This window comes from Sinorhizobium sp. P24N7 (genome assembly GCF_042436655.1).
Classification (GTDB): Bacteria; Pseudomonadota; Alphaproteobacteria; order Rhizobiales; family Rhizobiaceae; genus Sinorhizobium; species Sinorhizobium meliloti_A.
In genome coordinates, this window is sequence record NZ_JBHMIW010000014.1 from 133492 (window position 1) to 153494 (window position 20003).

Sequence of the window (20003 nt, forward strand, 5' to 3'; positions counted from 1 at the left end):
GGGGCTTTTTCGTGGCCATTGGTACTGCTCGGACAGCCGACTTGAGACAGCCGCACACCGAAGCGTTGGCTCTCCCTCATGCCCATAAGGATGCGGTCGCGACCACCGTTTCTAGCCCATTTTAGTCAGAGAGTAAGCATTGCGCCTCGAAATAGGTTGTGCTGTGATTCGTACTCAACCGGAGTGCTGCCATGTTCGATAATGAAGAGATCGGTATCCCCTGCCCCGAATGCGGCCATGAGACCAGTAAGCCCGTCGCTTGGGTGAAAGCGAACGACGAACTCCCTTGCAGGAGATGTGGGACTGCCATCGTGTTGGAGAATGAAAAGCACTTGCTCACGATCGAGCAAGTCGCTCAGAACATGACGAAACTCAGACGATCGCTTGCAAAGTTTCGTAGGAATGCCCGTGGTGCGCGTTGGCACCGGTGACATCCATCCGCCGCGAAAGAAATCCCTCCCCGAATGCGCTTCGAGGAAGGACTAGCATCCGTGTGAACCGTCGCTAGAAATTGAAGTAGATCGTCACGCCCGGCCGCCGATGGTAGCGGTAATAGTCTCGATAGCTATAGTGCCTGTAATGGCGGCGGATAGCACCTGCCGTAGTAGCGGCAGGAACGCGAAGCGTAGCGTCTGTTCCAGTGGCGCTGCGTGCGCCAATGGCGATGGCGCCGGTGATTGACCTGCTCGGCAGCGTCGGTCTTCACCTGCTCCGGCACAGGCACGAATATCGGTGCGGCGCTTACCGGAAGGGAAAAAGGCGCAGCCAGGACTAAGGCTGTGAGGGCGGATGAGAGCTTTTTCATCATCGACTCCTTGTCGCTGCCTATGAGCTTGGGCCATCATGACTGAACCGCTGATGAACGAGCCCTACTCAAGAAAATTCACTATCAAGGAAATATATCCCCGAAGTCCGCACGATTAATCGGGAAATCGTCTGGCATTGAGTCGGACTAAAGTCCAAGGAGTGGAACCGCTTGCTTATTTCCCCGTTGAGTGACGAGTTCAACGAGAGGAAATGCTATGAAGAAGCTCGTATTTATTACTGCGACTGTCGCGCTCATCGCCAGCGGTGCTGTCGCGCAGCAAGCCGACGGTACCAACGCGGCAACCGGCATGGTCGGCGGTGCCGCCACCGGCGCCATTATCGGCGGCCCGATCGGAGCCGGGGTCGGCGCGGTGGTAGGCGCCACGCTCGGCGGCGCACTCACGCCGCCTCCCCCCGAAGTGGTCACTTATGTTCAGCAGCAGCCGGCACCGCCATCGGTGGTCGTTCAGCAGCCGATTGCGGTCGGCAAGCCTGTTCCCGAAACGGTTATGCTGACGCCGGTCCCGCAGAATCCGACCTATGCATATGCGGTGGTCAATGAGCAGCGTGTCATCGTGGAGCCGAAATCGCGCACGGTCGTTCAGGTCATCAACTGACCTACGGCGGTGAGAGCGGCCCTCGCACGCTCAGTTTAAGGCCCCAGGCCGGCCCCGCGTTTATCGCCGGCCTGGAACTTACCCGCGGCGTGGCCGTTCACTCGTGAAGAAAGGAGTTGATCGATGAACCAGATTATCTACCTCGTCGGCCTCGTTGTGATCGTGATAGCGATCTTGTCGTTCTTCGGCTTGAGCTGAACTGAGAAGATCGGCTCCATGGCGGCCAGCCGACCTCGGCTTTTTCCGCATCCCTCACGGACCCCGCGGATTTTTTCGCAGCGGCGTACCGGAAACCGAGATTCAGACCTTCCCACCAGTCCGGCTCAGAGATAGCGTCCGCGTCGTAGCTGCATTGGAGCTACATCTTTCCCCGCATTTCGTTTGCCAAGCGGATGCGTGCCTGCCCCGCCATCGAGCGGGGCTTTTTTATCGCCGTAACTCCACGTCCCGCCGCGGCTTCGATGCGTGCGCGGTTTGCGGCGGATGCGGCCGTAGACGCAGACAAATCACTGATCTGCCGGACTTTGGTCCCTGGATAATAAGGCTCTTGGCCGGCCAAAGGTCCGATACGCTGGGCTGCCGGCTGCGATATTGTTCGCATGGAAGGCTGCAGCAAATCCATCGGCGATTGTTGCAGAGAGATCGGGAGGTCCGAAGCCAGCCGCCGCTGGACGGCGGACCCCGCGAGTGGCCCCAGAGCGGTGTCCCAGTAGTCCCTTCGGGCAGCGCCGCTCTGGGGCTTTCCCCAACCACCGGATCGCGTCGGTAACTCGCCTGTCGTCACGGCATATTTCACTCAGGTAACGTAACGTTACTGTATAGAAGAAATTATCAGCTAGTAAGATCAGGAACAAATTGAACGATACGTCGTTCTACCATCGTATATCAAGGGAGTACGATAGATGAACGCCAAGATCTTCATTGTTACTGCGATCGCAACGGGCATCTTTGCCGCGCCCGCTATTGCAAACGACACCAACCAAGGTGCGGTGACGGGTGCCGCTGGCGGAGCCGTTACCGGCGCTATTGTTGGCGGTCCCGTCGGCGCTGCCATCGGCGGTGCGGTCGGCCTCGTCGCCGGCGCTGTTATCGCTCCTCCGCCGCAGCAGGTCGTAACCTATGTGCGACAGCAGCCGGTTCCCGCCGATACCGTGGTCCTGCAGGAGCGGATCGCCGTCGGTCGTCCGCTACCGCGGACCGTGGCTCTGACGCCCGTTCCCGAGAATCCCTCCTACGCGTTCGCCGTGGTCAACAACCAACGCGTGATCGTCGACCCAAGAACCTACACGGTCGTCCAGGTCGTTCAGTAAGAGGCATTGGAGCGGGATGAGGAAAAGTCTTTGCGCTTTTCAACCGCATCCCGCTCCAATTTATAGATCATGTTCATGATCCTGGTCGACACGGCCTGAAATCACCGTGATCCAGAGCATTTCCGCGCTTCTTCGGTTCGCGGAAATGCTCAAGCTCTCGTTTCCGCGCATTTGGGTGGTGTGGCACATACACATCGCTTTTCAGCAAAAACTGATTCATGTAAAATTGCTGCTTCCTTCCGAATCGGAATCGCCCTCTATCGAGGGGAACTAAGGAATCATCCCGCCGTTTCCCCCTAGGTTCGCTTCCGGAGGGCTGCCACCATGTTTACCGCTTTGTTGATTGCCTCACTCGCGGCGCCTTCGAGTCTCGTCTCGGCCACCGCGACGGTCGATGATCTCCAGTCCGACTTCGAAACTGCCGTGGCCTGCCGGCAGATAGACGGCAGGAACGTATGGAAGGGTGAACTGGCCTATTACATCCAGTCCTATGTCTACGAAGGCGATGCAGCCGCTTCGGCTGACCGCGCCGACATGGCTGATGCCGTGCTGCCGGAGGACAACGAACCGGAGACGGTCAAGGAATTCGAAGAGGCCTGCTCACTTGCCGGGTCGACCGGACACGCACGAAGGTGACCGTTCTGGCGCAAGTCGATTGCCCCTCTCGATCACTACAGCGGCCGTTGCGCGTCTCGTAAGACGCGCGGCGCTGTACAGGGATGAGAGCAGCGCCGCGTCTGCGGCGCGGGAAGCGTTCTTTCAGCCCAAGGACTTGGTCTGGCTGGATTCCTGTGACAAGCACAGGAATGAGGAAAACAAAGCCGCGGCGGCTATCCGGATTTCAACAGACCTCAGCCTGATGCGTCCGGTGTAACGCCTGCGCCACGTGCACTGCGCATTTTCAAAGCGCTCGTCCGGTATTCGCGGCGATAGGCGCGCGAAAAGGCGGAGAGACTGTCGAATCCGCAACGCAGGGCGATGTCACGCATCGGAATTCCGGTATCACGCACGAGCCGGTGGGCGACCTGCAGCCTGAGGCGCAGGTAATAGGCGCCGGGACTCGTCGAGAGGCCTTTGGCGAAGAGCGTTTCGAGCTTGCGCTGCGAGACGGAAAGCCGGCGCGCCAGCGCCGCGACCGTCATCGGACGTTCGAGCGTGCGCTCCATGAGCCTGATGGCCGCGGCAAGCTCCGGGTCGCGTGCCTCTATGCGGCCGAGCGAAACGAAAGGCTGGACATCCGTCGGTCCGTGCATCTGGTCGTAGACGAAAATGCTCGCGACATCGAGCGCCAGTGCGGGCCCGAGCCTCTCGGCGACGAGATGCAGCATCATGTCGAAGGTCGGCGACGCGCCGCCTGAGGTCCAGTATTTGCCGTCGATCACGAAACGGTCGCCGATTACCTCCAATTCGGGAAACGCCTGGCTGAAATCTTCGAGTTCCTCCCAATGGGCCGTAGCCTTGCGGCCATTGATGAGCCCGGAACGGCCGAGCAGCCAGCACCCGGATTCGACGCCTGCGACGATGTCGAAATGTCGCGCACATTCCTGCAGGGTCGCGAGAAAGCGCTTGCCGGCGTGCCTTTGAAGATTGAACCCGCCGATGATGAGAAGAAGATCTCCCACGACGGGCAAGGTGAAACTTCCGTCCACGGCAATCGGGACGCCGCAGGTCAGCATCACCGCCTGGCCGTCGGCGGACAGCAGCCGCCAGCGGAAGACCTCGTGCCCCGCCACTCGATTTGCCGCGCGCATCGGATCGAGGACCGAGGCAAAGGACATGATCGACGATTCGGGCAGGACGACCACCACGACCTCAATCGGCGATTGTGCAGAACGGTTCGCAATCATGCGCGTAACGTCAAATTTTATGCGCAGTATGTCAAATGGCAAACGAGCGTTAGGGCATTATCGACCGGCAATCGATCTCTTCGCGGGCATTTGCAGGCCCGCTCGGAGATGATGTTCCCCTTTTTCCGCTACTTTCGGAAGGGCCGGCCGGAACGAACCGCCGGCCCTCTTTCTTTCCCCCGGACGGGCGGTTCGAAGGCGTTGTTTTTCGCAGACTCGCTCCCGATATGTTGCTAATCTCTGCCGCAACAACAGGAGGCATCTGTGATGATCAGAAATGTGCTTGTTGCAGTCTTCGGGGCTTCGCTGCTCGGGGGAGCGGCCCATGCAGCCGATTTGGCACAGGCACCGGAGCCGGCGCCGACGGTCGAGACGATATCCAGCTTCGTATGGACGGGCGGTTATCTCGGCCTGCAGGGCGGGGGTGGCTGGTTGAACAGCGACCTCAGCGTCCCGGGCGGCAGCGCCTCCGAAAAATTCAGCGGCGGCCTCTTCGGCGCCTTCGCCGGCTACAACTATCAGCATGGCGACTGGGTCGTCGGCGTCGAGGGCGATGTCAGCTACAACTGGAACGATGAGACCGTCACCGTCTTCGGATCTGACACCGAAACCGGGACGGATGTTTCCGGATCCGTGCGCGCCCGCCTCGGCTACACCGTAAACGACCGGACGCTGATTTACGGCACAGGCGGCTGGGCAGTAACGCGCGGCTTCGTCGACGTCGCCGGCGCGCCCAAGGAAAAGGAAACCTTCAACGGCTGGACCATCGGCGCGGGTGTCGACTACGGCTTCACCGACAGCGTCTTCGGACGCGCGGAATATCGTTACAACGATTTCGGAGACAAGGATGTGGGCGGCGTCGATGTCGACCTCGACCAACACCAGTTTACCGTCGGCGTCGGCGTGAAATTCTGATCGCCGCAGGAGTTTCGATCAAGGACCCGGCAATCGCCGGGTTTTTTCTGGAGGCATATCGGCTCCGATATGAGAACGCAGCAGGCATCAGGACACGGGTTGCGGAAGCGGGATGGGATGTAACCGCGCCCGCCGAAACATACGGGGAGGAAGGATGGGAAGATTTCTGGAGTTCTTGGGCGGTGCGATCGTCATCGGAACGCTGGTTTTGCTGGCGCTGACACTGGTTCCCTCTCCCGACGTGAGAACCCTCGTCGCCGTCCTCCCCTGGGCCTTTCCGGCGATTGCCGGCGGCCTCCTCCTCGTCGCCTTCGGCGCGATGCTCGACCACCTTGCCGCCATACGCTCGGCGGCAGACCGGCAGGCCGATATTTTCCAGCAATTGCTCGAGCGGCGAAACACAGCGAAAAAGGAGTGAGGCTCGCCCTCGACCGTCACGCTTCGACGATCAGCACCTCGAACGTTATGCAAACGGCGTCAACGCCGTAGGCTATCTCACCCTCGAAAATGGTGCATTCCGTATCGACGATCGCGATATCGAGCTTCGCTTTGGCCTGTCCGCTCCGATCGGGTGAAAGCGTCCCCTTGCGAATGAGCAATTCCGAAGCGGCCGATTCCATGACCTGGCCGTCGGCGAACGTGCAGCCGACGAGGCTGCCGATGCCGTGCAACGTCGCCCGTTCGATTCCGTGCTCGGCTGCCGTGCGCTCGATCGCCGAATGGATCGGTTCGTTCGGCTTCAACCGGCAGAGAACGGCGCGCCGCGGAGTGATGGCCGGTGCGGCGGCATGAGGCACAGGCGTGAACAGACGGAATCGGGTCTCGCTGTCCTCCAGCTGATCCATGATGGCGCCCGACAGTATCCAGGCTTCCGCCTCCACCGGTTCGGCGAATTGCGAATCCTTCGGCATCACGTGCCCGGCCGCGCGGAAACCGTCCTCGTGCCGCCAGACACCATGGCCGTGCAGGAACGGCTCCCCGTCGCGCCGGCCGAACGTCATGACCAGATCTTCGATGGGCGCGCGGCCATTAGGCGCATGTATGTCGCTGTACCAGGCGGCATGAAGACCGTCATGCGAGAGAGTCGGTGCGACATAGGCAAGCGGCGCAAACGCACCGCCCCTGACCTCCACGATCGCGCTGTCGCAGCCTTTTTCAGCGAGCGCCTCGTGGACGGCTTCGAGCACGCTTCGGCCCGGTTTGAAGGTCAATCGCGTCTTCTCGGCGTGGCACCCGAGAGAGATCACCCTCGGCGTGAACGGCACGCCGGGTTGGCGGAGGCTCCGCATCATCGTCCTTTCAAAGCCAGACCGGCGTTGACGAATCCTCCATCGACCGCCAGCACCTGGCCGTTGATATAGCTCGCCTCCTCCGAGATCAGGAACGCCGCGCTGGCCGCGACTTCGCGCGACGAACCGTAGCGGCGCTGGGGGATGCGCTCGTGCCATTGCGCACGCACGTCATCCGTATGGACGGCACGCGACAAAGGCGTGTCGATGGCACCGGGAGCGATGGCATTGACGCGAATTCCATCCTGTCCGAGCTCGGTCGCGAGAATGTAGGTGAGCAGATTGACCGCGCCTTTGGAGGCGCCGTAGGCGGCGCGTCCCTTGTTGCCGATAATACCCGATACGGAGGAGATGTTGACGATTGCACCGGGCGTGGCCGTCGCCAGCCAATGACGCGCCGCCTCACGGCAGACGATGAACGTGCCGGTCAGATTGACGTCCAGAATGCGGCGGAAATCGTCGACGCTGGTCTCGACGGCAGGCCTGTCGATCGCGATGCCCGCCGAATTGATGACCGCCCGCAGCGGTGCCCTCGCCGCCGCGGTCTCGATGGCCGATGCGACCTCCTTTTCATCCGTGACGCTGCAGGCGATTGCCTGCGCGGGATCGATCGGGATCGCGCGACATGCGTCCGCCAGCGCATCGGCATTGCGATCCACCAGATAGACCCTCCAGCCGCGGCCGTTCAGAAGCCTCGCTATTTCGAGGCCGATACCGGATGCTCCTCCCGTGACGAGTACGGATTTCATTCCATCGCTCATGGGGCAGCACTCCTGCGGTCCCCGATGCCAACGGAACCGATGTCCAGTTCGCCGCGCCGTTCGAGTTCCTCGCGGATCAGCTTCTTGGTGATCTTGCCATAGGCCGATTTTGGCATTTCGGACCAGAACACGATCTTCTTCGGAAGCTTGTAGCGCGCAATCTTCCCGTCCAGCCATTCCCTCAGAGCCGCCGCGTCGACCGACGCACCGTCACGTGCGACGCAAACCGCGATGCCGACCTCTCCCCAGACCGGATCGGGAACGCCGACGATCGCCGCCTCGCTGATATCCGGATGCATGAGGAGCTTTTCCTCGATCTCGCGCGGATAGACGTTGGACCCGCCCGAAATGAACATGTCGGAGGCGCGGCCGGTAATGTAGAGGAAGCCTTGCGCATCGACATGGCCAAGGTCGCCGGTCCGAAACCAGCCGTTGCGAAACGCTTTGGCGTTGGCCTCGGGGTTCCGATAATAGCCGGCAAAAACCGCCGGGCCGATCACGCAGATCTCGCCGGTCGCGCCCGCCGGGACTTCGTTGCCGTCGTCGTCCTGGATCTGCACCTGCATGCCCGTCCGCTCGAAACCGCAGGTGCCGATACGCGCATCCGGGCCATCCTCCGCGCTGTGGAAGGCGGGAGGCAGGACGGTGATCGCTCCCGTCACTTCGCCGAGCCCGAAATACTGCACCAGGACGGCGCCGAGCTTTTCCAGTGCCTTTTTCTGGTCGGCACGGTACATCGGCGCACCGGCATAGATGACATAGCGCAGCGACGAGTGGTCGTACCGGTCGACGGACGGATCCTCGATGAGCAGCTTTACGATAGTCGGTACGGCGAAGAGGTTGCTGACCCTCCATTTTTCGACGAGGGCCCAGAACTGCGGTATATCGAGCTTCTCGGACGGCAAGAGGATCGTGGTTGCGCCCCTTGCGACCTGGCACAGCTGATGGATCCCGGCGCCGTGCGACAGCGGCGCAACGACGATCGACCGGTCGCGATGGGTCGTAGCCGGAAAGAGATCGCCGATATGATTGTTGATGACGAAGGCCATTTGCCCGTGCGTCAGCACGGCAGCCTTGGGTCGGCCGGTGGTGCCGGACGTATAGAAATACCAGCATGGATCATCGCGATCGACGGCAACGGGCGAAACCGATTTTCCAAGATTGCGCGCAACGATCGCGTCATAGTCTTCGCCGACCCGTGACGCGCCGATCGGAATGCATGATCCGATCTGCTCGCCCGCAGCCCGACATGCTTCGGCATGGGCCTCGAAGGGGGCCTGGAAGATCACCAGCCTGGCACCGCTCGATTGGGCCAGATAGGCGACCTCCTCCGGCAGTTGGCGGAAATTCGTCGGAACCCAGACCGCACCTGCTCTGAACGCCGCAAACATGGACTCGAACATCTGGTTGCAGTTGGCGGAGTGGACGAGAATCCGGTCTCCTTTGCGCACGCCGAACTCATGGACGAACGCATATGCCATGGCGTCGACCCGCGCCTCCAGCTCGTTCCAGCGCCACCGGTGATCGCCGTGAACGAGGGCGATCTCGTCCGGATTGCGTCTCGCTGCCTGCGAAAGGAAATTGCCGAGGTTCATGACTCGCGTCGAAACGGGGGTGACGCCGCCCTGGGGTTCGTTGCTCGTCATTTCGCCCGTTCCAGGATGGAGACATAGTTTGCGACGGCAGCGCCGCCCATGTTGAAGATGCCGGCGAGACCGGCGCCGGGAATCTGCATTTCGCCCGCCTCCTCCATAAGCTGCATGGCGGAAATGACATGCATCGAGACCCCCGTCGCGCCGATCGGATGACCCTTGGATTTCAAGCCGCCGGAGGGGTTGACCGGAAGGCTTCCGCTCCTGGTGGTGGTTCCGTCGCGGATCGCACGGTAGCCTTCGCCGGGTGCGGTCAGGCCCATCGCTTCGTATTCGATCATCTCGGCTATGGTGAAGCAGTCATGCGTCTCGACGAAGGAGAGATCGTCCAGCGTGGCGCCGGCCATGGAAAGTGCCGCTTTCCAGGCCCGCCGTGGCCCGTCGAATTCCAGCATGTCCCGGCGGCTGAGTGCAAACACGTCGTTGACGTGGCTGCGGGCTCGGAAGGCGATTGCCCGCTGCAGCGTCGCAGCCGTGTCCGCGTCGGCGAGCACGAGGGCGGCCGCCCCGTCCGAGACGAGCGAGCAGTCCGTGCGGCGCAAGGGGGCCGCGACGATCGGATTCTTCTCCGAAACGGTGTTGCAGAACGCAAAACCGAAATCCCTTCGCATATGCGCGTAAGGGTTGGCTACGCCGTTTTCGTGGTTCTTGGCCGCGATCATCGCAAGTTCCTCGGAACGGTCGCCGTAACGCTGGAAGTAATGCTGTGCTATGCGGCCGAAGACGCCCGCAAAGCCCCCTTCCACGTCGCCTTCCTCTTTCCGGTAGCTGCCGCCCAGAAGGATATCGCCGACTGCTGCCGTCGAAACGGCGGTCATCTTCTCGGCACCGATGACGAGCGCGATGCGGCCGCGGCCGGCCTCGATGAAGTCCATCGCCGTATAGATCGCCGCCGAGCCTGTCGCGCACGCATTTTCAAGCCGCACGGACGGGACGTGAGCAAGGGCCTCGTCGGTCATGCCGACAAGTGCGGCCTGAAACTCCTGCTTGGAGAAGCCGCCATTCATGACTCCGACAAAGATTCCGTCGACATCCGAGGCGGCAAGACCGGCATGGGCAAGTGCCGGCGCCGCGACCGCGGCCATCAGCGCCTCTGTGTCCGCGTAGTCGGTCTTGCCGAACTGGGAGTGGGCCCAGCCTACGATCTGCGCCTTGGTCATCTGGACAATCTCCTTTTGAGAGGTCTTGCAATGGAGGCTATGTGTCGCGTCCCGCGTTCACGGAACTGCTCGGCGAGTTTGCTCTCGATGCGTGAAGCTTCCTGCCTGAGAAGAGCTGCCAACTCGCTCTGCCGCGGCTCCTGCATGCGGCTGTCGATGGCGGCAATGCTGATGGCTCCGGCGACGCCGCCGCCGGGATAGCGGATTGCGACGCCCACACCCCAGGAGTTGGTGAGGATAAGGCCGGGATTGACCGCATAGCCCTGAGCGCGAGCAAGCTCGACGCGGCGGCGCAGTTCGTCCGGCCCAAGCATCGGAAACTGCTCCTCGAGCACGGCGGCATTCTGGTCCAGAACGGACGAAACCTCCTCGTCCGAAAGAGCCGCGAGCATGGCCAGAGAGCCGGCGCCGACGCCCAGCGGATGCACGAAGCCCGCCTGGAGTGCGTGGGTGCGGATCGGAAAGCTCCCCTCCTCCCGGTGGAGACAGACCGACGACGCTCCGCGGCGTACGGAGAGAAAGCAGGAGTCGCTGGTCTTCTGCGCCAGGCGATGCAGGCTTTCCGTCGACAGGCGCAGGAGCCCGTGCCGGCTCGATGCGAGGGTGCCGAGCACATAGGCTTCTTCACCGACATAGTAGCGCCGGTCGCGGTCGTCCTGCTCCAGGAGGCCGGCCCTGATCAGGGCAAGCAGGAGGCGGCGAACCGTTGGTTTGTTGAGGCCGCTCTGCTCCACGACGGCGCTCAGAGACATGCCGTCCATCTGGCGGCCGACCAGCGACAGGAGCTTGGCCGCACGATCGACGCTTTGCGAACCGGTCATGTCCCTGTCGGCCGCATCGCCCATGTTTCAGTGTACCCCCATGATCGTGCAGCTCTGGCCGCCATCGACCGGCAGACAAACGCCGGTAATGAATTTCGCTTCGTCGGAGGCAAGGAAAAGCGCTGCATTGGCGACATCCCAGGCATCGCCCATACGCCCGCCCGGAAGCGCCGCGTTGCGGGCTGCCACCATTTCCTCGGCGGAGGCGTATTGCGAGGAGATCTGCTTGTAGATCAGAGGCGTGTCGATCAAGCCGGGGACGACACAGTTCGCACGGATTCCGTGCGGCGCATATTGAGCCGCGATCGCGACCGTCGCCTGGTTGACCGCCGCCTTCGTCGCGTAATAGGCGAAGTAGGGATAACCGGTCCACCGGATGCCTGCGAGCGACGAGATGTTGACGACGGCGCCACCGCCGGCTTCGATCATGTGCGGGATGACAGCCTTGGCGGTGCGGAACACAGAGCCGAGATTGAGATCCACCGATTGCTGGAACTGCGCTTCCGACAACTCGACCGGTCCGCCCATATGCGTGACGCCCACATTGTTGTGCAGAATGGAAATGGTACCGAATGCCTGCCGTGCGGCCGCCACCGCCGCTTCGACAGATGCGAGAGCGGTGACGTCTGCGGCGACGGCTAGGGCCTGGCCGCCTTCCGCCGTGATGATTGCCGCCGTTTCCTCGGCTGCCTCCCTATCGACGTCGACACAGACGACCTTGGCGCCTTCACGCGCATAAAGCACGGCGGCAGCCTTGCCGTTGCCCCAGCCGGGGCCGGAGGAACCCGCACCGAAGACGATTGCCGATTTTCCCTTGAGACGGTCTGCCACTTCGAAACCTCGGAAGGCGCCACGCGCTCGTGGAAGAACGCGCCGCGTCGCTGCATCGGTCGGCGAACGGCCGGGTGAACGGCCGCCCGCCTCGTCGTGCTCAGGCGATCAGCCGAGGCTGGTGCCTACGGCCTTTTCGAGAATGGCCCAGGCCTCGTCGCCGAATTTTCCCTTCCATTCGGCGTAGAAACCCGCCGATCTCAGCGTCTCCCGGAAAGCTGCCTTGTCCGGGTCGGTGAACGTCATGCCGCTTTGGGTGAGCTGCTCGCGTACCGTGTCGTTCACCTTGGCGGTATCGGTGCGCTGGGCGATGGCCGACTCGTTGAGATGTTTGGCCGCAATCTCCCTTATGTCTTCCGGCAGGGTTTCCCAGGCCTGCTTGTTCGCCAGCATCCAGAAACCGTCCCACATATGGTTGGTCATGGCGCAATGTTTCTGCACCTCGTAGAGCTTGGCGGTCGAGGCGATTGCCAGCGGGTTTTCCTGGCCATCGACGGTGCCGGTGCTGAGCGCCGTGTAGACTTCCGCGAAATTGATCGTGGTCGGTGCAGCCCCGAAGGCGGTGAACATGGATTGCCAGAGCGGGCTCGGCGGAACGCGGATCTTGAACCCCTTGAGGTCCTCCGGCGTGTTGATCGGCTTGGTCGAACTGGTGATCTGGCGAAAGCCGTTGTCCCAGATCTTCTCCATCGGCACGAGGCCCTTCTTCTCGATCTCGCCGCGCGCATAGGCGCCCAGCTCTCCGTCCATCGCCTTCCAGACCGTGTCGTAGTCGGGGAAGGCGAAGCCGATGCCGCTGATGGCAGCGTTGGGCACCAGGGTCGAGAGGATCAGCGGCGAGAGCGAGAAGAACTCGGTTGCGCCGTTGCGAAGCTGCGAAAGCGTTTCGGTGTCGTTGCCGAGCTGACTGCTCGGGAAGATGTTGATCTTCAGGCGGCCGCCCGTCTCCTCCAGGATCTTGTCGGCGGCTTCCTTCAGGCGAATGTTGAGCGGATGGGTGACCGGCAGGTTGTTTGCCAGCTTATAGGTGAAGTCCGCGGCATGGGCCCTGGTGCGGATCGAAGCCCCAAGCGCAACTGCTCCAGTGCCGAGCAGCATCGTTCTACGGGTTATTTTCATCGCTCTGTTCTCCTCCTGATCGTCGATGATGAATATGGGATGGCGGGCTCACAGCAATGCGAGCGAGAACCACGGCACGGCGGCGATCAACAAGAGGCCAAGCACCATCGCGCCGATATAGGGCCAGATCGCTCCCATGGCTTCGTCGGGCGAAACGTTGCCGATCTTGCAGGCGATGTAGAAGCCGATGCCGATCGGCGGTGCCATCAGTCCGACGTTCATCGCGGTGACGATGACCATGGAATAGTGGACGTCATGGATCCCCATCGCACGCGCGATCGGAAACATGATCGGCGCCAGGAGCACGATCGCAGGGAGGCCTTCGAGCACGCAGCCGAGCAGCATGAACAGGGCGATCGAGACCAGCATGAAGGTGAACCATCCACCCGGCAGGCCGCTCATCATATCGGTGAGCTCGAAGGCGAACCCGGTCTGGGTGAGCGCCCAGGCCATCGCCGCGGCGGTACCGAGGATCAGGAGGATCGCACCGCTCATCGCGGCGGTCTCGACCAGCATCCTGTAGGTCCGGCGCATGCCGATGCCGCCATAAAGGACAGTGCCGATGATGAAGGCGTAGACGACCGCGATGGTGGAGACCTCGGTCGCGGTCGCCGCACCGCTCGCGACCGCGCTGCGGATGATGAACGGCAGTACCAGGGCCGGCGCCGCGATCAGGGCCGTGCCGCCGATGTGTTTCAGCGACGGGCGCACGACGCCGTCGACATTTTCTCGGGCCGCCTTGATGCGTGCAAGCGCGGCAAGCGCGACCAGCAACACGAGAGCGATGGCAAAACCGCTGGTAAACAGAGCGGCGATCGAAACGCCGGCCACAGAGCCGAGAACGATCAGCACGATGCTCGGCGGCACGGTGTCGGCCATGGCGGCCCCGGTCGCGAGCAGCGCTATCATTTCCTTCGGCTTGTGACCCCGGCGCTTCATCTCCGGAAACAGCGCCGGGGCAACCGTCGCCATGTCCGAGACTTTCGACCCGGAAATGCCGGACACGAGAAAGAGCGAGCCCAACAGAACGTAGGACATGCCGGCCTTGACGTGGCCGAGCATGGAGGCGAGGAAATCGACGATCGCCTTGCCCATCCCGGTCGCGTCCAGAATGCAGCCGAGAAGCACGAAGACCGGGACCGACAGCAGAATGAGGCTGGACATGCCCTCGTCCATGCGGCCGATCATGACGACCAGCGGCATCGATGTCGTGAAGGCGAGAAACAGAAGCGTCGCGATGCCGAAGCAGAAGGCGATCGGAACGCCCATCGCGAGGCAGATGGCAGCACCGCCGACGAGAAAGATCAGAATGTTGCCGTTGCCGAACGAGCTGAGCGCAGGCGTCAGCAACCAGAGCACCAAAGCGACCGCGAGCACGAATGCCACGGCCAACACCACGTCGAACGGCTTGGCGGTTCTGATCAATTGAGCGACGGCCAGCAGCACCATCAGGACCATGCCGACTGCAATGGCCGCGGCACGATAGCCCGCCGGGATGTTCAAGGCCGACGAAGTGATGTCCATTTCGCCGGCGGCATAGGTGTAGGCTGCCGGCAGCAGGACGAGAAGGAACGCCATGATGGCGACCATGCCGAGCGTTTCGGTGAACTGCCGGGCCCTTTCGCCGAGAGCATTGAGAAGAATGGTCAGCCGCAGATGCTCGCAACGATCGATCGCGATCGCCGAACCGAGCATGGCCAGCCACAGGAAGGCGATGGATGCGGCTTCATCGATCCAGACGATCGGTCTCGACAGGCCGTAGCGAAAGGCTACGCCGGTAAGCAGCATGGCGATGATCGCCACAAGCAGAGCGGCGGACAACGCTTCGACGGGGCGCATCAGCCGCGAACCCGGCCGGGCCTCCATCGTCTCGGCGAGCACGGCGAATTCGGACACGCCCTCCGTCGTTGTGGTCATCGGCTTCCTCCCTTACGAACCGTTCGATCGCCTTGCGCGCCAGCCGCGCGAATTGCGGCGGGATGAACGACGTCAAAGCTCCTCCCGGAGGTATCGTCCGAAGAAAATGGATGCATCGGATCGACATTCCAGATCGTCCGTCGCCCTCCAAAGCAACGTTCGATCAGGTCCATTTTGTAGGTGAAAGGAAAACATCAAGCAACACGCTGAACTAAACCGTTGAATAATAAATATATTCCTCGTTAACTGAGGTCCATAATGTGAACCTGATCGTGTCGTGCGGAACAAGTGTAGGCCCCGTGGTCGCCTGGTGCGAGTCCCCTTCGCCGGCTTGCGGCGGACGAATCCGTCCCTGTCCTCGTCATTCCCAGACGGCACCGGGAAAGGCGTTCAGCGGTATCTTGAGGTAGCGGCGACCATTATCCTCGGCGACCGGCAGTTCTCCACCGCGAATATTGACCTGCAGGGCATGCAGAATCAGCTTGGGCATCGGCAAGGTCCTGTCGCGCGCCTCCCGCAGATTGACGAAATCCGCCCGTGTTTTCCCGGCGACATGCGTATTATTAGCTTGCTGTTCCGCCACCGTACTTTCCCACAGAGCTTCACGGCCGCCTGGCCTATAGTCATGTCCGGTGAAGAGGCGGGTCTCGCCCGGAAGGGCAAGAATGGCCTCAATCGAGTTCCACAGGCTCTCGGCGCTGCCGCCGGGAAAATCCGCGCGGGCGGACCCGCTGTCAGGCATGAACAACGTGTCGTGAATGAAGGCCGCATCGCCGATGATGTAGCTGATCGACGCTAGCGTATGCCCAGGCGAGTGCAGTACGCGGGCTTCGAGATTCCCCAGATTGAACATGTCGCCGTCGCGAAACAGCCGATCCCACTGCGAACCGTCACAAACGAAATCCGGCCAATTGTAGATCTGTTTCCAGATCTGCTGGACGCCCTTCACGTGCTCGCCGATGGCAGTGGGCGCCCCCGTTCGATCCCTGAGGTAGCGTGCCGCCGAGAAATGATCCGCATGCGGATGGGTGTCCAGTATCCATTCGACACTCAAACCCTGCTTGGCCACATGATCGAGAATGGCGTCGGCGTTCGTCGTCGCGGTGGAACCGGATTTCTGATCGAAGTCGAGCACCGGATCGATGATCGCGCATTTTCCCGTTTCGGGGTCGGCCAAGACATACTGAATGCTGCACGTGGCCGCGTCGTAAAAGGCGGCTACATCAGGCCTGTGCATGTGCCCTTCCCTTCTCGGCCGCTACACGAGGGAAGAATATCGCACGTGCCGGATCGAAGTCGTAATCCCGTTCGAACGCAGGAGCGTCGGCAGCCAGTTTCGCGACGGAATCGAGGATGAATTTCACCTTTTCGTCCGAGAGCAGAACGCTGAAGTTCAGCCGCGTGAAGCCGGGCTTCTTTATTTCGTCGCCGGCGAGAATGGCTTGGCGCATCTGCTCTGACTGCTGCGCATCGATCGACAGCAGCCTGTGAACATAGGGCCCGGCGCAGGCGCAACCGCCACGGGCCTGAATGCCGAACCGGTCGCTCAGCATGCGAGTAACGAGTTGCTGGTGCATATACCCCCCTTTGCCGTCGCGGATGCGGAAGGAAAAAATCGGTAGCCGGTCCAGCGCCGGAAGACCAAGTATCTCCAATTGTGGGACATCCTTCCATGCGGAAAAGGCACGAACTGTAAGCTGGCGATTGCGCCGCGCCATTTCCTCCAATCCGATGGCGTGCTTGACGACAAAGGCGAGGGCCGCCCGGATGTCGCCGACGACGTTCGGTGTCCCCGCCTCTTCGCGGGCTTCGAGGCTGTCGCTGTAGTCGTGCGTCTCCGGCGAGACGAATTTCACCGTCCCGCCGCCCGGCCAGGAGGGTTTGCTCGTGGCCAGACCGTCGCGCCGAACGATCAAAATGCCGGAAGCGCCCGGGCCGCCAATGAACTTGTGCGGCGAGAGAACGATGGCGTCGATCTCCGCAGAACCGCTCGGCGACACCGAAATCGGTACATAGGGCCCGGCACCTGCATAGTCCCAGATCATCTTGGCCCCGGCCGATTTCACCAAGTCGGTAATCGCGGCGACGTCGCTGGTGATTCCCGTGATGTTCGAGGCCGCGGACAATGTACAGATGGTCAGGTCGCAAGATCCGCTTCGCAGAGCCTGATCCAGAAGGAAAAGGTCCGGGCCGCCCTCGGGCGATTCGGTCAGCTCGACGATTTCCGCACCGCTTTCGCGCCAGGGAAGTATGTTGGAGTGGTGCTCATACGGACCGATGATGACCCGCACGGTCTTCCCTGCCGCGATCGCTTCGGTGACGCCGAACAGTTTGACGAGGCGGTTCAGCCCCGAAGTCGCGCCGGATCCGGTAAAGATGACCGCATGTCTCTCGTCCGCTCCGCAGCACTCGGCGATCAACGCCCGCGCCTCCCTTCGCATGCGGGTCATGAACCCGCCGCAGTAGGAAGCCTCGGTATGGCTATTGGCGTAAAATGGCAGGACTTCCTCGAGGATGAAGCGTTCAACCGTTCCAAGCGCCCGGCCCGATGCAACATAGTCGGCATAGATCAGGTTCCTGATGCCGTAGGGGCCTTCGATCCGCGATGTGGCCCCGACCAGATCATCCCGCAGGAAGTCTATAAGATCGCCGCGGTCCAGCCCTCGGCGAAACCGCTCGAGAGGCGTGACGTTATCTTTCGGCTCATGGCGGACAGCTTGCACGATCACCTCCCGAGGCTTGAATGTTGACATCGATTGTATTCTGCCGCACCGTCGAAATGTTCACCTATTTTCTGCAGTTCCTCTCGGGTTTTGTGTCACATGATCGAATCTCAAGCCAAAGTCGATGGATTCGATCTGAAGATTCTGACGGCTCTGCAAAAGGATTCGAACCTCTCGCAGCGCGAACTGGCGGAGAAGGTAGGGCTGTCGCAAAATGCCTGTTGGCGCCGTCTTCAGCGGCTTCACTCGATCGGAATGATCCGCGGGTCCCATAGCGATATAGATATCGGCGCGTTGGGCCTCGATCTCATCGTGTTCGTGATGATTCGCACCCGACATCACTCCAAGGAGTGGAGCGACGGCTTCAGGGCACATGTCGAGAGACTTCCCGAAGTGATCGACTTTTACCGTATCGGCGGAGAATGGGACTACCTGATCAAAGTCGTCACCAGGGGCATGTCCGGCTATGACGCCTTCTATCAGAAGCTCATCACGAATTTCGACCTCGCCACGGTGACGGGCTTTTTTTCGATGGAAGCGATCATCAACAACCGTCCTGTGGATTTGACACGTCTCCGGTGAGCCTCTCGAATTGCGGACTTTCAGGGCCATTTTTGATCGCTTGCGGCTCGAAACGGCCGCGGTGCGCGTCGTTCACGATTAGCGCCGCGTCGTTCGTGGACATTTGAAACCGCCATGCTTGTGGCCTCATGCCGCTCCCGCCGATCGGATGCGGCGGGACGACAAGAGGGGGAGATCTGCCGTGAGCTACATCATCAGCACCGCCTATGCGGCGGTCCTTCTCAGCGCCGTCTTCGTGATCGTCCGCTGGGGCAATGTCTACTGCCGCGGGCAAACGCCCGTCGGCATATACACCTTCGTGGCGCTGCTGTTCACGGCTGGTCTCGATATGGGCCTGGTCATGCTCCCCCTGACCGAGTTTCCCGCCTATGCGGCCGATAGCGCCTATGGCTTCACCAATCCGCTCGCCATCGAGTTCGGCATGTGGGGGCCGTTGGTCTGGATGATGTACTTCCTCTCGGCCTTCTACTTCGTGGTGCTCGAACCGCGACTCAAGATCTTCGAGATCGCGGCCGTCAAATGGGTCTACAATCTCACGGTCATCGCGACATGCGCGTTCACCTGCTATCTCTTCCTCACGGCCCTGCCGAGCTATATCGAGGGAATCTCGATGCCGGCGCGCTGGGCTGTCGTCGTCGCCGTCATCGCGGCGTCCGTCTATTCGAGCAGCAACGTCAATTTCATGAAATGGCTGGCGGTCACATCGACATGGATGTTCGTGACCCTGGCTCTCGCGGCCCTTTTGGCAGCCGCCTTTTTCTACAGCAATACAGGCCTCAGCGGGCTCGTATCGAATGTGGGCCTGCTGTCGGACTATTTTGCCAACTTGAACCGCTTCGTCAGTCCGATCACAGAATATCACGAGTTCTACCTGTTCTGGTGGTTCTCCTGGAGCATTATGATCGGCCAGTTCGTTTCCATGTTCGTCGGAGGGCTGAGGACATGGCGGCTGGCGGTTGCAATGGTCCTCCTGCCTTCGATCCCCTTGGCGGTGTGGTTCGCGGTGCTTTACATCTATTTCCAGCAGCAGATCGTCATTCCGACGTGGTTGAACTGGTTCATGGTCACGGTCGGCATCATCTTCGTCGTGAATTCGCTCGACTCCCTGATCCGTCTCTACGGACTTAATCTCGGCTGGACGAAATCGCGGCTCGGCGCGAGAGCATACTATCCGCTGCACTTCCTTCTTCAGCTCGGCCTGGTAATGGCCTACCAGTTCACGCCGTTCAGGATCGAATGGGTGGGCGTGATCGTGATCGGCATTTACGCGGCGATCTACGCGCTCATTTTGCGCCACCACGTTCATGTTCGGACGGCATTGAACGAGGCGCGGAGCGCGGCAGCCTAAGGCTAGGGCCCTTCCAGGAGAGATTTGCTCGGCCGTGCTTTCGAGCAACTGCTGGAAGAGCGTCAGGTACCCAACTGCGGCGACCAGGCGGAGATACTGAAAAAACTGACGCTGCATTCCTGAACGCCGCGCGTGGCAAGCGATCGGCCGGGACGGAACGCAGCCGTCCGGAGCATTCGCGGGATAACTGTGTGCCGTCCGGTGTCGAGATGCCCGGTTGCGCGGGAACAGGCCTGATTCAAATAAAATTAACCGTGACAGGCATCGGTGACCTTCTTCGTCGATGTTTGCCCCGGTTTGCTCG

General features: G+C 61.3%; 19 protein-coding genes and 1 pseudogene. 8 read left to right on the top strand and 12 right to left on the bottom strand.

Annotation, left to right across the window (positions count from 1 at the left end; all coding sequences use genetic code 11):
* Positions 1 to 191 precede the first annotated feature (191 nt).
* Complete coding sequence (locus tag ACFHWW_RS23680) at positions 192 to 431, top strand: hypothetical protein (protein WP_018095003.1); 240 nt, start codon at positions 192 to 194, stop codon at positions 429 to 431.
* Positions 432 to 504: 73 nt separating this feature from the next.
* Here the strand turns inward: ACFHWW_RS23680 and ACFHWW_RS23685 are convergent.
* A pseudogene (locus tag ACFHWW_RS23685) lies at positions 505 to 805 on the bottom strand (hypothetical protein).
* Positions 806 to 1022: 217 nt separating this feature from the next.
* On the opposite strand from ACFHWW_RS23685, the gene ACFHWW_RS23690 reads away from it, so the two are divergent.
* From ACFHWW_RS23690 to ACFHWW_RS23700, 3 genes are all read left to right on the top strand, one after another.
* Entirely contained in the window at positions 1023 to 1424 is a 402-nt protein-coding gene (locus ACFHWW_RS23690; protein ID WP_275600051.1) for a DUF1236 domain-containing protein, read from the top strand.
* A 902-nt stretch (positions 1425 to 2326) separates the two neighbouring features.
* Positions 2327 to 2734: a DUF1236 domain-containing protein gene (locus ACFHWW_RS23695; RefSeq protein ID WP_003530981.1), complete on the top strand. Its 408-nt coding sequence runs from the start codon at positions 2327 to 2329 to the stop codon at positions 2732 to 2734.
* 324 nt (positions 2735 to 3058) lie between these two features.
* Positions 3059 to 3370: a hypothetical protein gene (locus ACFHWW_RS23700; protein WP_018095009.1), complete on the top strand. Its 312-nt coding sequence runs from the start codon at positions 3059 to 3061 to the stop codon at positions 3368 to 3370.
* 215 nt (positions 3371 to 3585) lie between these two features.
* Here ACFHWW_RS23700 and ACFHWW_RS23705 read toward each other — a convergent pair whose 3' ends face one another.
* A complete protein-coding gene (locus ACFHWW_RS23705) occupies positions 3586 to 4581 on the bottom strand; it encodes a GlxA family transcriptional regulator (RefSeq protein ID WP_100673202.1) in 996 nt (331 codons plus the stop codon).
* A gap of 267 nt (positions 4582 to 4848) precedes the next feature.
* Between ACFHWW_RS23705 and ACFHWW_RS23710 the strand changes: the two genes are divergently transcribed.
* Complete coding sequence (locus ACFHWW_RS23710; protein WP_275597895.1) at positions 4849 to 5496, top strand: outer membrane protein; 648 nt, start codon at positions 4849 to 4851, stop codon at positions 5494 to 5496.
* Positions 5497 to 5650: 154 nt separating this feature from the next.
* Positions 5651 to 5914: a hypothetical protein gene (locus ACFHWW_RS23715; RefSeq protein WP_379941159.1), complete on the top strand. Its 264-nt coding sequence runs from the start codon at positions 5651 to 5653 to the stop codon at positions 5912 to 5914.
* Between the two features lie 16 nt (positions 5915 to 5930).
* On the opposite strand, the gene ACFHWW_RS23720 is transcribed toward ACFHWW_RS23715, so the two are convergent.
* From ACFHWW_RS23720 to ACFHWW_RS23765, 10 genes are all read right to left on the bottom strand, one after another.
* The gene (locus ACFHWW_RS23720; RefSeq protein ID WP_379941161.1) at positions 5931 to 6788 is read right to left on the bottom strand and encodes a PCC domain-containing protein; all 858 of its coding nucleotides are present in this window, start codon (positions 6786 to 6788) and stop codon (positions 5931 to 5933) included.
* Entirely contained in the window at positions 6785 to 7546 is a 762-nt protein-coding gene (locus tag ACFHWW_RS23725; protein ID WP_379941163.1) for an SDR family NAD(P)-dependent oxidoreductase, read from the bottom strand. Before ACFHWW_RS23725 ends, ACFHWW_RS23720 begins: the two co-directional genes overlap by 4 nt.
* Positions 7543 to 9192: an acyl-CoA synthetase gene (locus tag ACFHWW_RS23730; RefSeq protein WP_379941165.1), complete on the bottom strand. Its 1650-nt coding sequence runs from the start codon at positions 9190 to 9192 to the stop codon at positions 7543 to 7545. The genes ACFHWW_RS23725 and ACFHWW_RS23730 overlap by 4 nt, the downstream gene beginning before the upstream one ends.
* Positions 9189 to 10358 carry an acetyl-CoA acetyltransferase gene (locus tag ACFHWW_RS23735; protein ID WP_275597890.1) on the bottom strand — a complete coding sequence of 390 codons (1170 nt, stop codon included), beginning with the start codon at positions 10356 to 10358 and terminating at the stop codon, positions 9189 to 9191. The genes ACFHWW_RS23730 and ACFHWW_RS23735 overlap by 4 nt, the downstream gene beginning before the upstream one ends.
* A complete protein-coding gene (locus tag ACFHWW_RS23740) occupies positions 10355 to 11203 on the bottom strand; it encodes an IclR family transcriptional regulator (RefSeq protein WP_338282959.1) in 849 nt (282 codons plus the stop codon). The genes ACFHWW_RS23735 and ACFHWW_RS23740 overlap by 4 nt, the downstream gene beginning before the upstream one ends.
* Positions 11204 to 11206: 3 nt before the next feature.
* The gene (locus ACFHWW_RS23745; protein ID WP_100673194.1) at positions 11207 to 12010 is read right to left on the bottom strand and encodes an SDR family NAD(P)-dependent oxidoreductase; all 804 of its coding nucleotides are present in this window, start codon (positions 12008 to 12010) and stop codon (positions 11207 to 11209) included.
* A 108-nt stretch (positions 12011 to 12118) separates the two neighbouring features.
* Complete coding sequence (locus tag ACFHWW_RS23750) at positions 12119 to 13129, bottom strand: TRAP transporter substrate-binding protein (protein WP_379941168.1); 1011 nt, start codon at positions 13127 to 13129, stop codon at positions 12119 to 12121.
* A gap of 48 nt (positions 13130 to 13177) precedes the next feature.
* The gene (locus tag ACFHWW_RS23755; protein ID WP_275597886.1) at positions 13178 to 15046 is read right to left on the bottom strand and encodes a TRAP transporter large permease subunit; all 1869 of its coding nucleotides are present in this window, start codon (positions 15044 to 15046) and stop codon (positions 13178 to 13180) included.
* 361 nt (positions 15047 to 15407) lie between these two features.
* Positions 15408 to 16283, bottom strand: coding sequence for an MBL fold metallo-hydrolase (locus ACFHWW_RS23760; protein ID WP_379941170.1), 876 nt, complete (start codon positions 16281 to 16283; stop codon positions 15408 to 15410).
* Complete coding sequence (locus ACFHWW_RS23765; RefSeq protein WP_379941231.1) at positions 16270 to 17769, bottom strand: aminotransferase class V-fold PLP-dependent enzyme; 1500 nt, start codon at positions 17767 to 17769, stop codon at positions 16270 to 16272. The genes ACFHWW_RS23760 and ACFHWW_RS23765 overlap by 14 nt, the downstream gene beginning before the upstream one ends.
* 99 nt (positions 17770 to 17868) lie before the next feature.
* Between ACFHWW_RS23765 and ACFHWW_RS23770 the strand changes: the two genes are divergently transcribed.
* Both ACFHWW_RS23770 and ACFHWW_RS23775 read left to right on the top strand, forming a co-directional pair.
* Positions 17869 to 18351 (top strand): Lrp/AsnC family transcriptional regulator, encoded by a 483-nt coding sequence (locus ACFHWW_RS23770; protein ID WP_275597884.1) that lies wholly within the window; start codon positions 17869 to 17871, stop codon positions 18349 to 18351.
* A 181-nt stretch (positions 18352 to 18532) separates the two neighbouring features.
* Positions 18533 to 19699, top strand: coding sequence for a BCCT family transporter (locus ACFHWW_RS23775; RefSeq protein ID WP_338282955.1), 1167 nt, complete (start codon positions 18533 to 18535; stop codon positions 19697 to 19699).
* The last annotated feature ends 304 nt before the right edge of the window (positions 19700 to 20003 follow it).

Coding starts and splice junctions, on each gene's coding strand:
- ACFHWW_RS23680 (WP_018095003.1), top strand. CDS start 192: ATGTTCGATAATGAAGAGATCGGTATCCCCTGCCCCGAATGCGGCCAT.
- ACFHWW_RS23725 (WP_379941163.1), bottom strand. CDS start 7,546: ATGAGCGATGGAATGAAATCCGTACTCGTCACGGGAGGAGCATCCGGT.
- ACFHWW_RS23755 (WP_275597886.1), bottom strand. CDS start 15,046: ATGACCACAACGACGGAGGGCGTGTCCGAATTCGCCGTGCTCGCCGAG.
- ACFHWW_RS23700 (WP_018095009.1), top strand. CDS start 3,059: ATGTTTACCGCTTTGTTGATTGCCTCACTCGCGGCGCCTTCGAGTCTC.
- ACFHWW_RS23760 (WP_379941170.1), bottom strand. CDS start 16,283: ATGCACAGGCCTGATGTAGCCGCCTTTTACGACGCGGCCACGTGCAGC.
- ACFHWW_RS23750 (WP_379941168.1), bottom strand. CDS start 13,129: ATGAAAATAACCCGTAGAACGATGCTGCTCGGCACTGGAGCAGTTGCG.
- ACFHWW_RS23735 (WP_275597890.1), bottom strand. CDS start 10,358: ATGACCAAGGCGCAGATCGTAGGCTGGGCCCACTCCCAGTTCGGCAAG.
- ACFHWW_RS23695 (WP_003530981.1), top strand. CDS start 2,327: ATGAACGCCAAGATCTTCATTGTTACTGCGATCGCAACGGGCATCTTT.
- ACFHWW_RS23690 (WP_275600051.1), top strand. CDS start 1,023: ATGAAGAAGCTCGTATTTATTACTGCGACTGTCGCGCTCATCGCCAGC.
- ACFHWW_RS23710 (WP_275597895.1), top strand. CDS start 4,849: ATGATCAGAAATGTGCTTGTTGCAGTCTTCGGGGCTTCGCTGCTCGGG.
- ACFHWW_RS23720 (WP_379941161.1), bottom strand. CDS start 6,788: ATGATGCGGAGCCTCCGCCAACCCGGCGTGCCGTTCACGCCGAGGGTG.
- ACFHWW_RS23770 (WP_275597884.1), top strand. CDS start 17,869: ATGATCGAATCTCAAGCCAAAGTCGATGGATTCGATCTGAAGATTCTG.
- ACFHWW_RS23705 (WP_100673202.1), bottom strand. CDS start 4,581: ATGATTGCGAACCGTTCTGCACAATCGCCGATTGAGGTCGTGGTGGTC.
- ACFHWW_RS23740 (WP_338282959.1), bottom strand. CDS start 11,203: ATGGGCGATGCGGCCGACAGGGACATGACCGGTTCGCAAAGCGTCGAT.
- ACFHWW_RS23715 (WP_379941159.1), top strand. CDS start 5,651: ATGGGAAGATTTCTGGAGTTCTTGGGCGGTGCGATCGTCATCGGAACG.
- ACFHWW_RS23730 (WP_379941165.1), bottom strand. CDS start 9,192: ATGACGAGCAACGAACCCCAGGGCGGCGTCACCCCCGTTTCGACGCGA.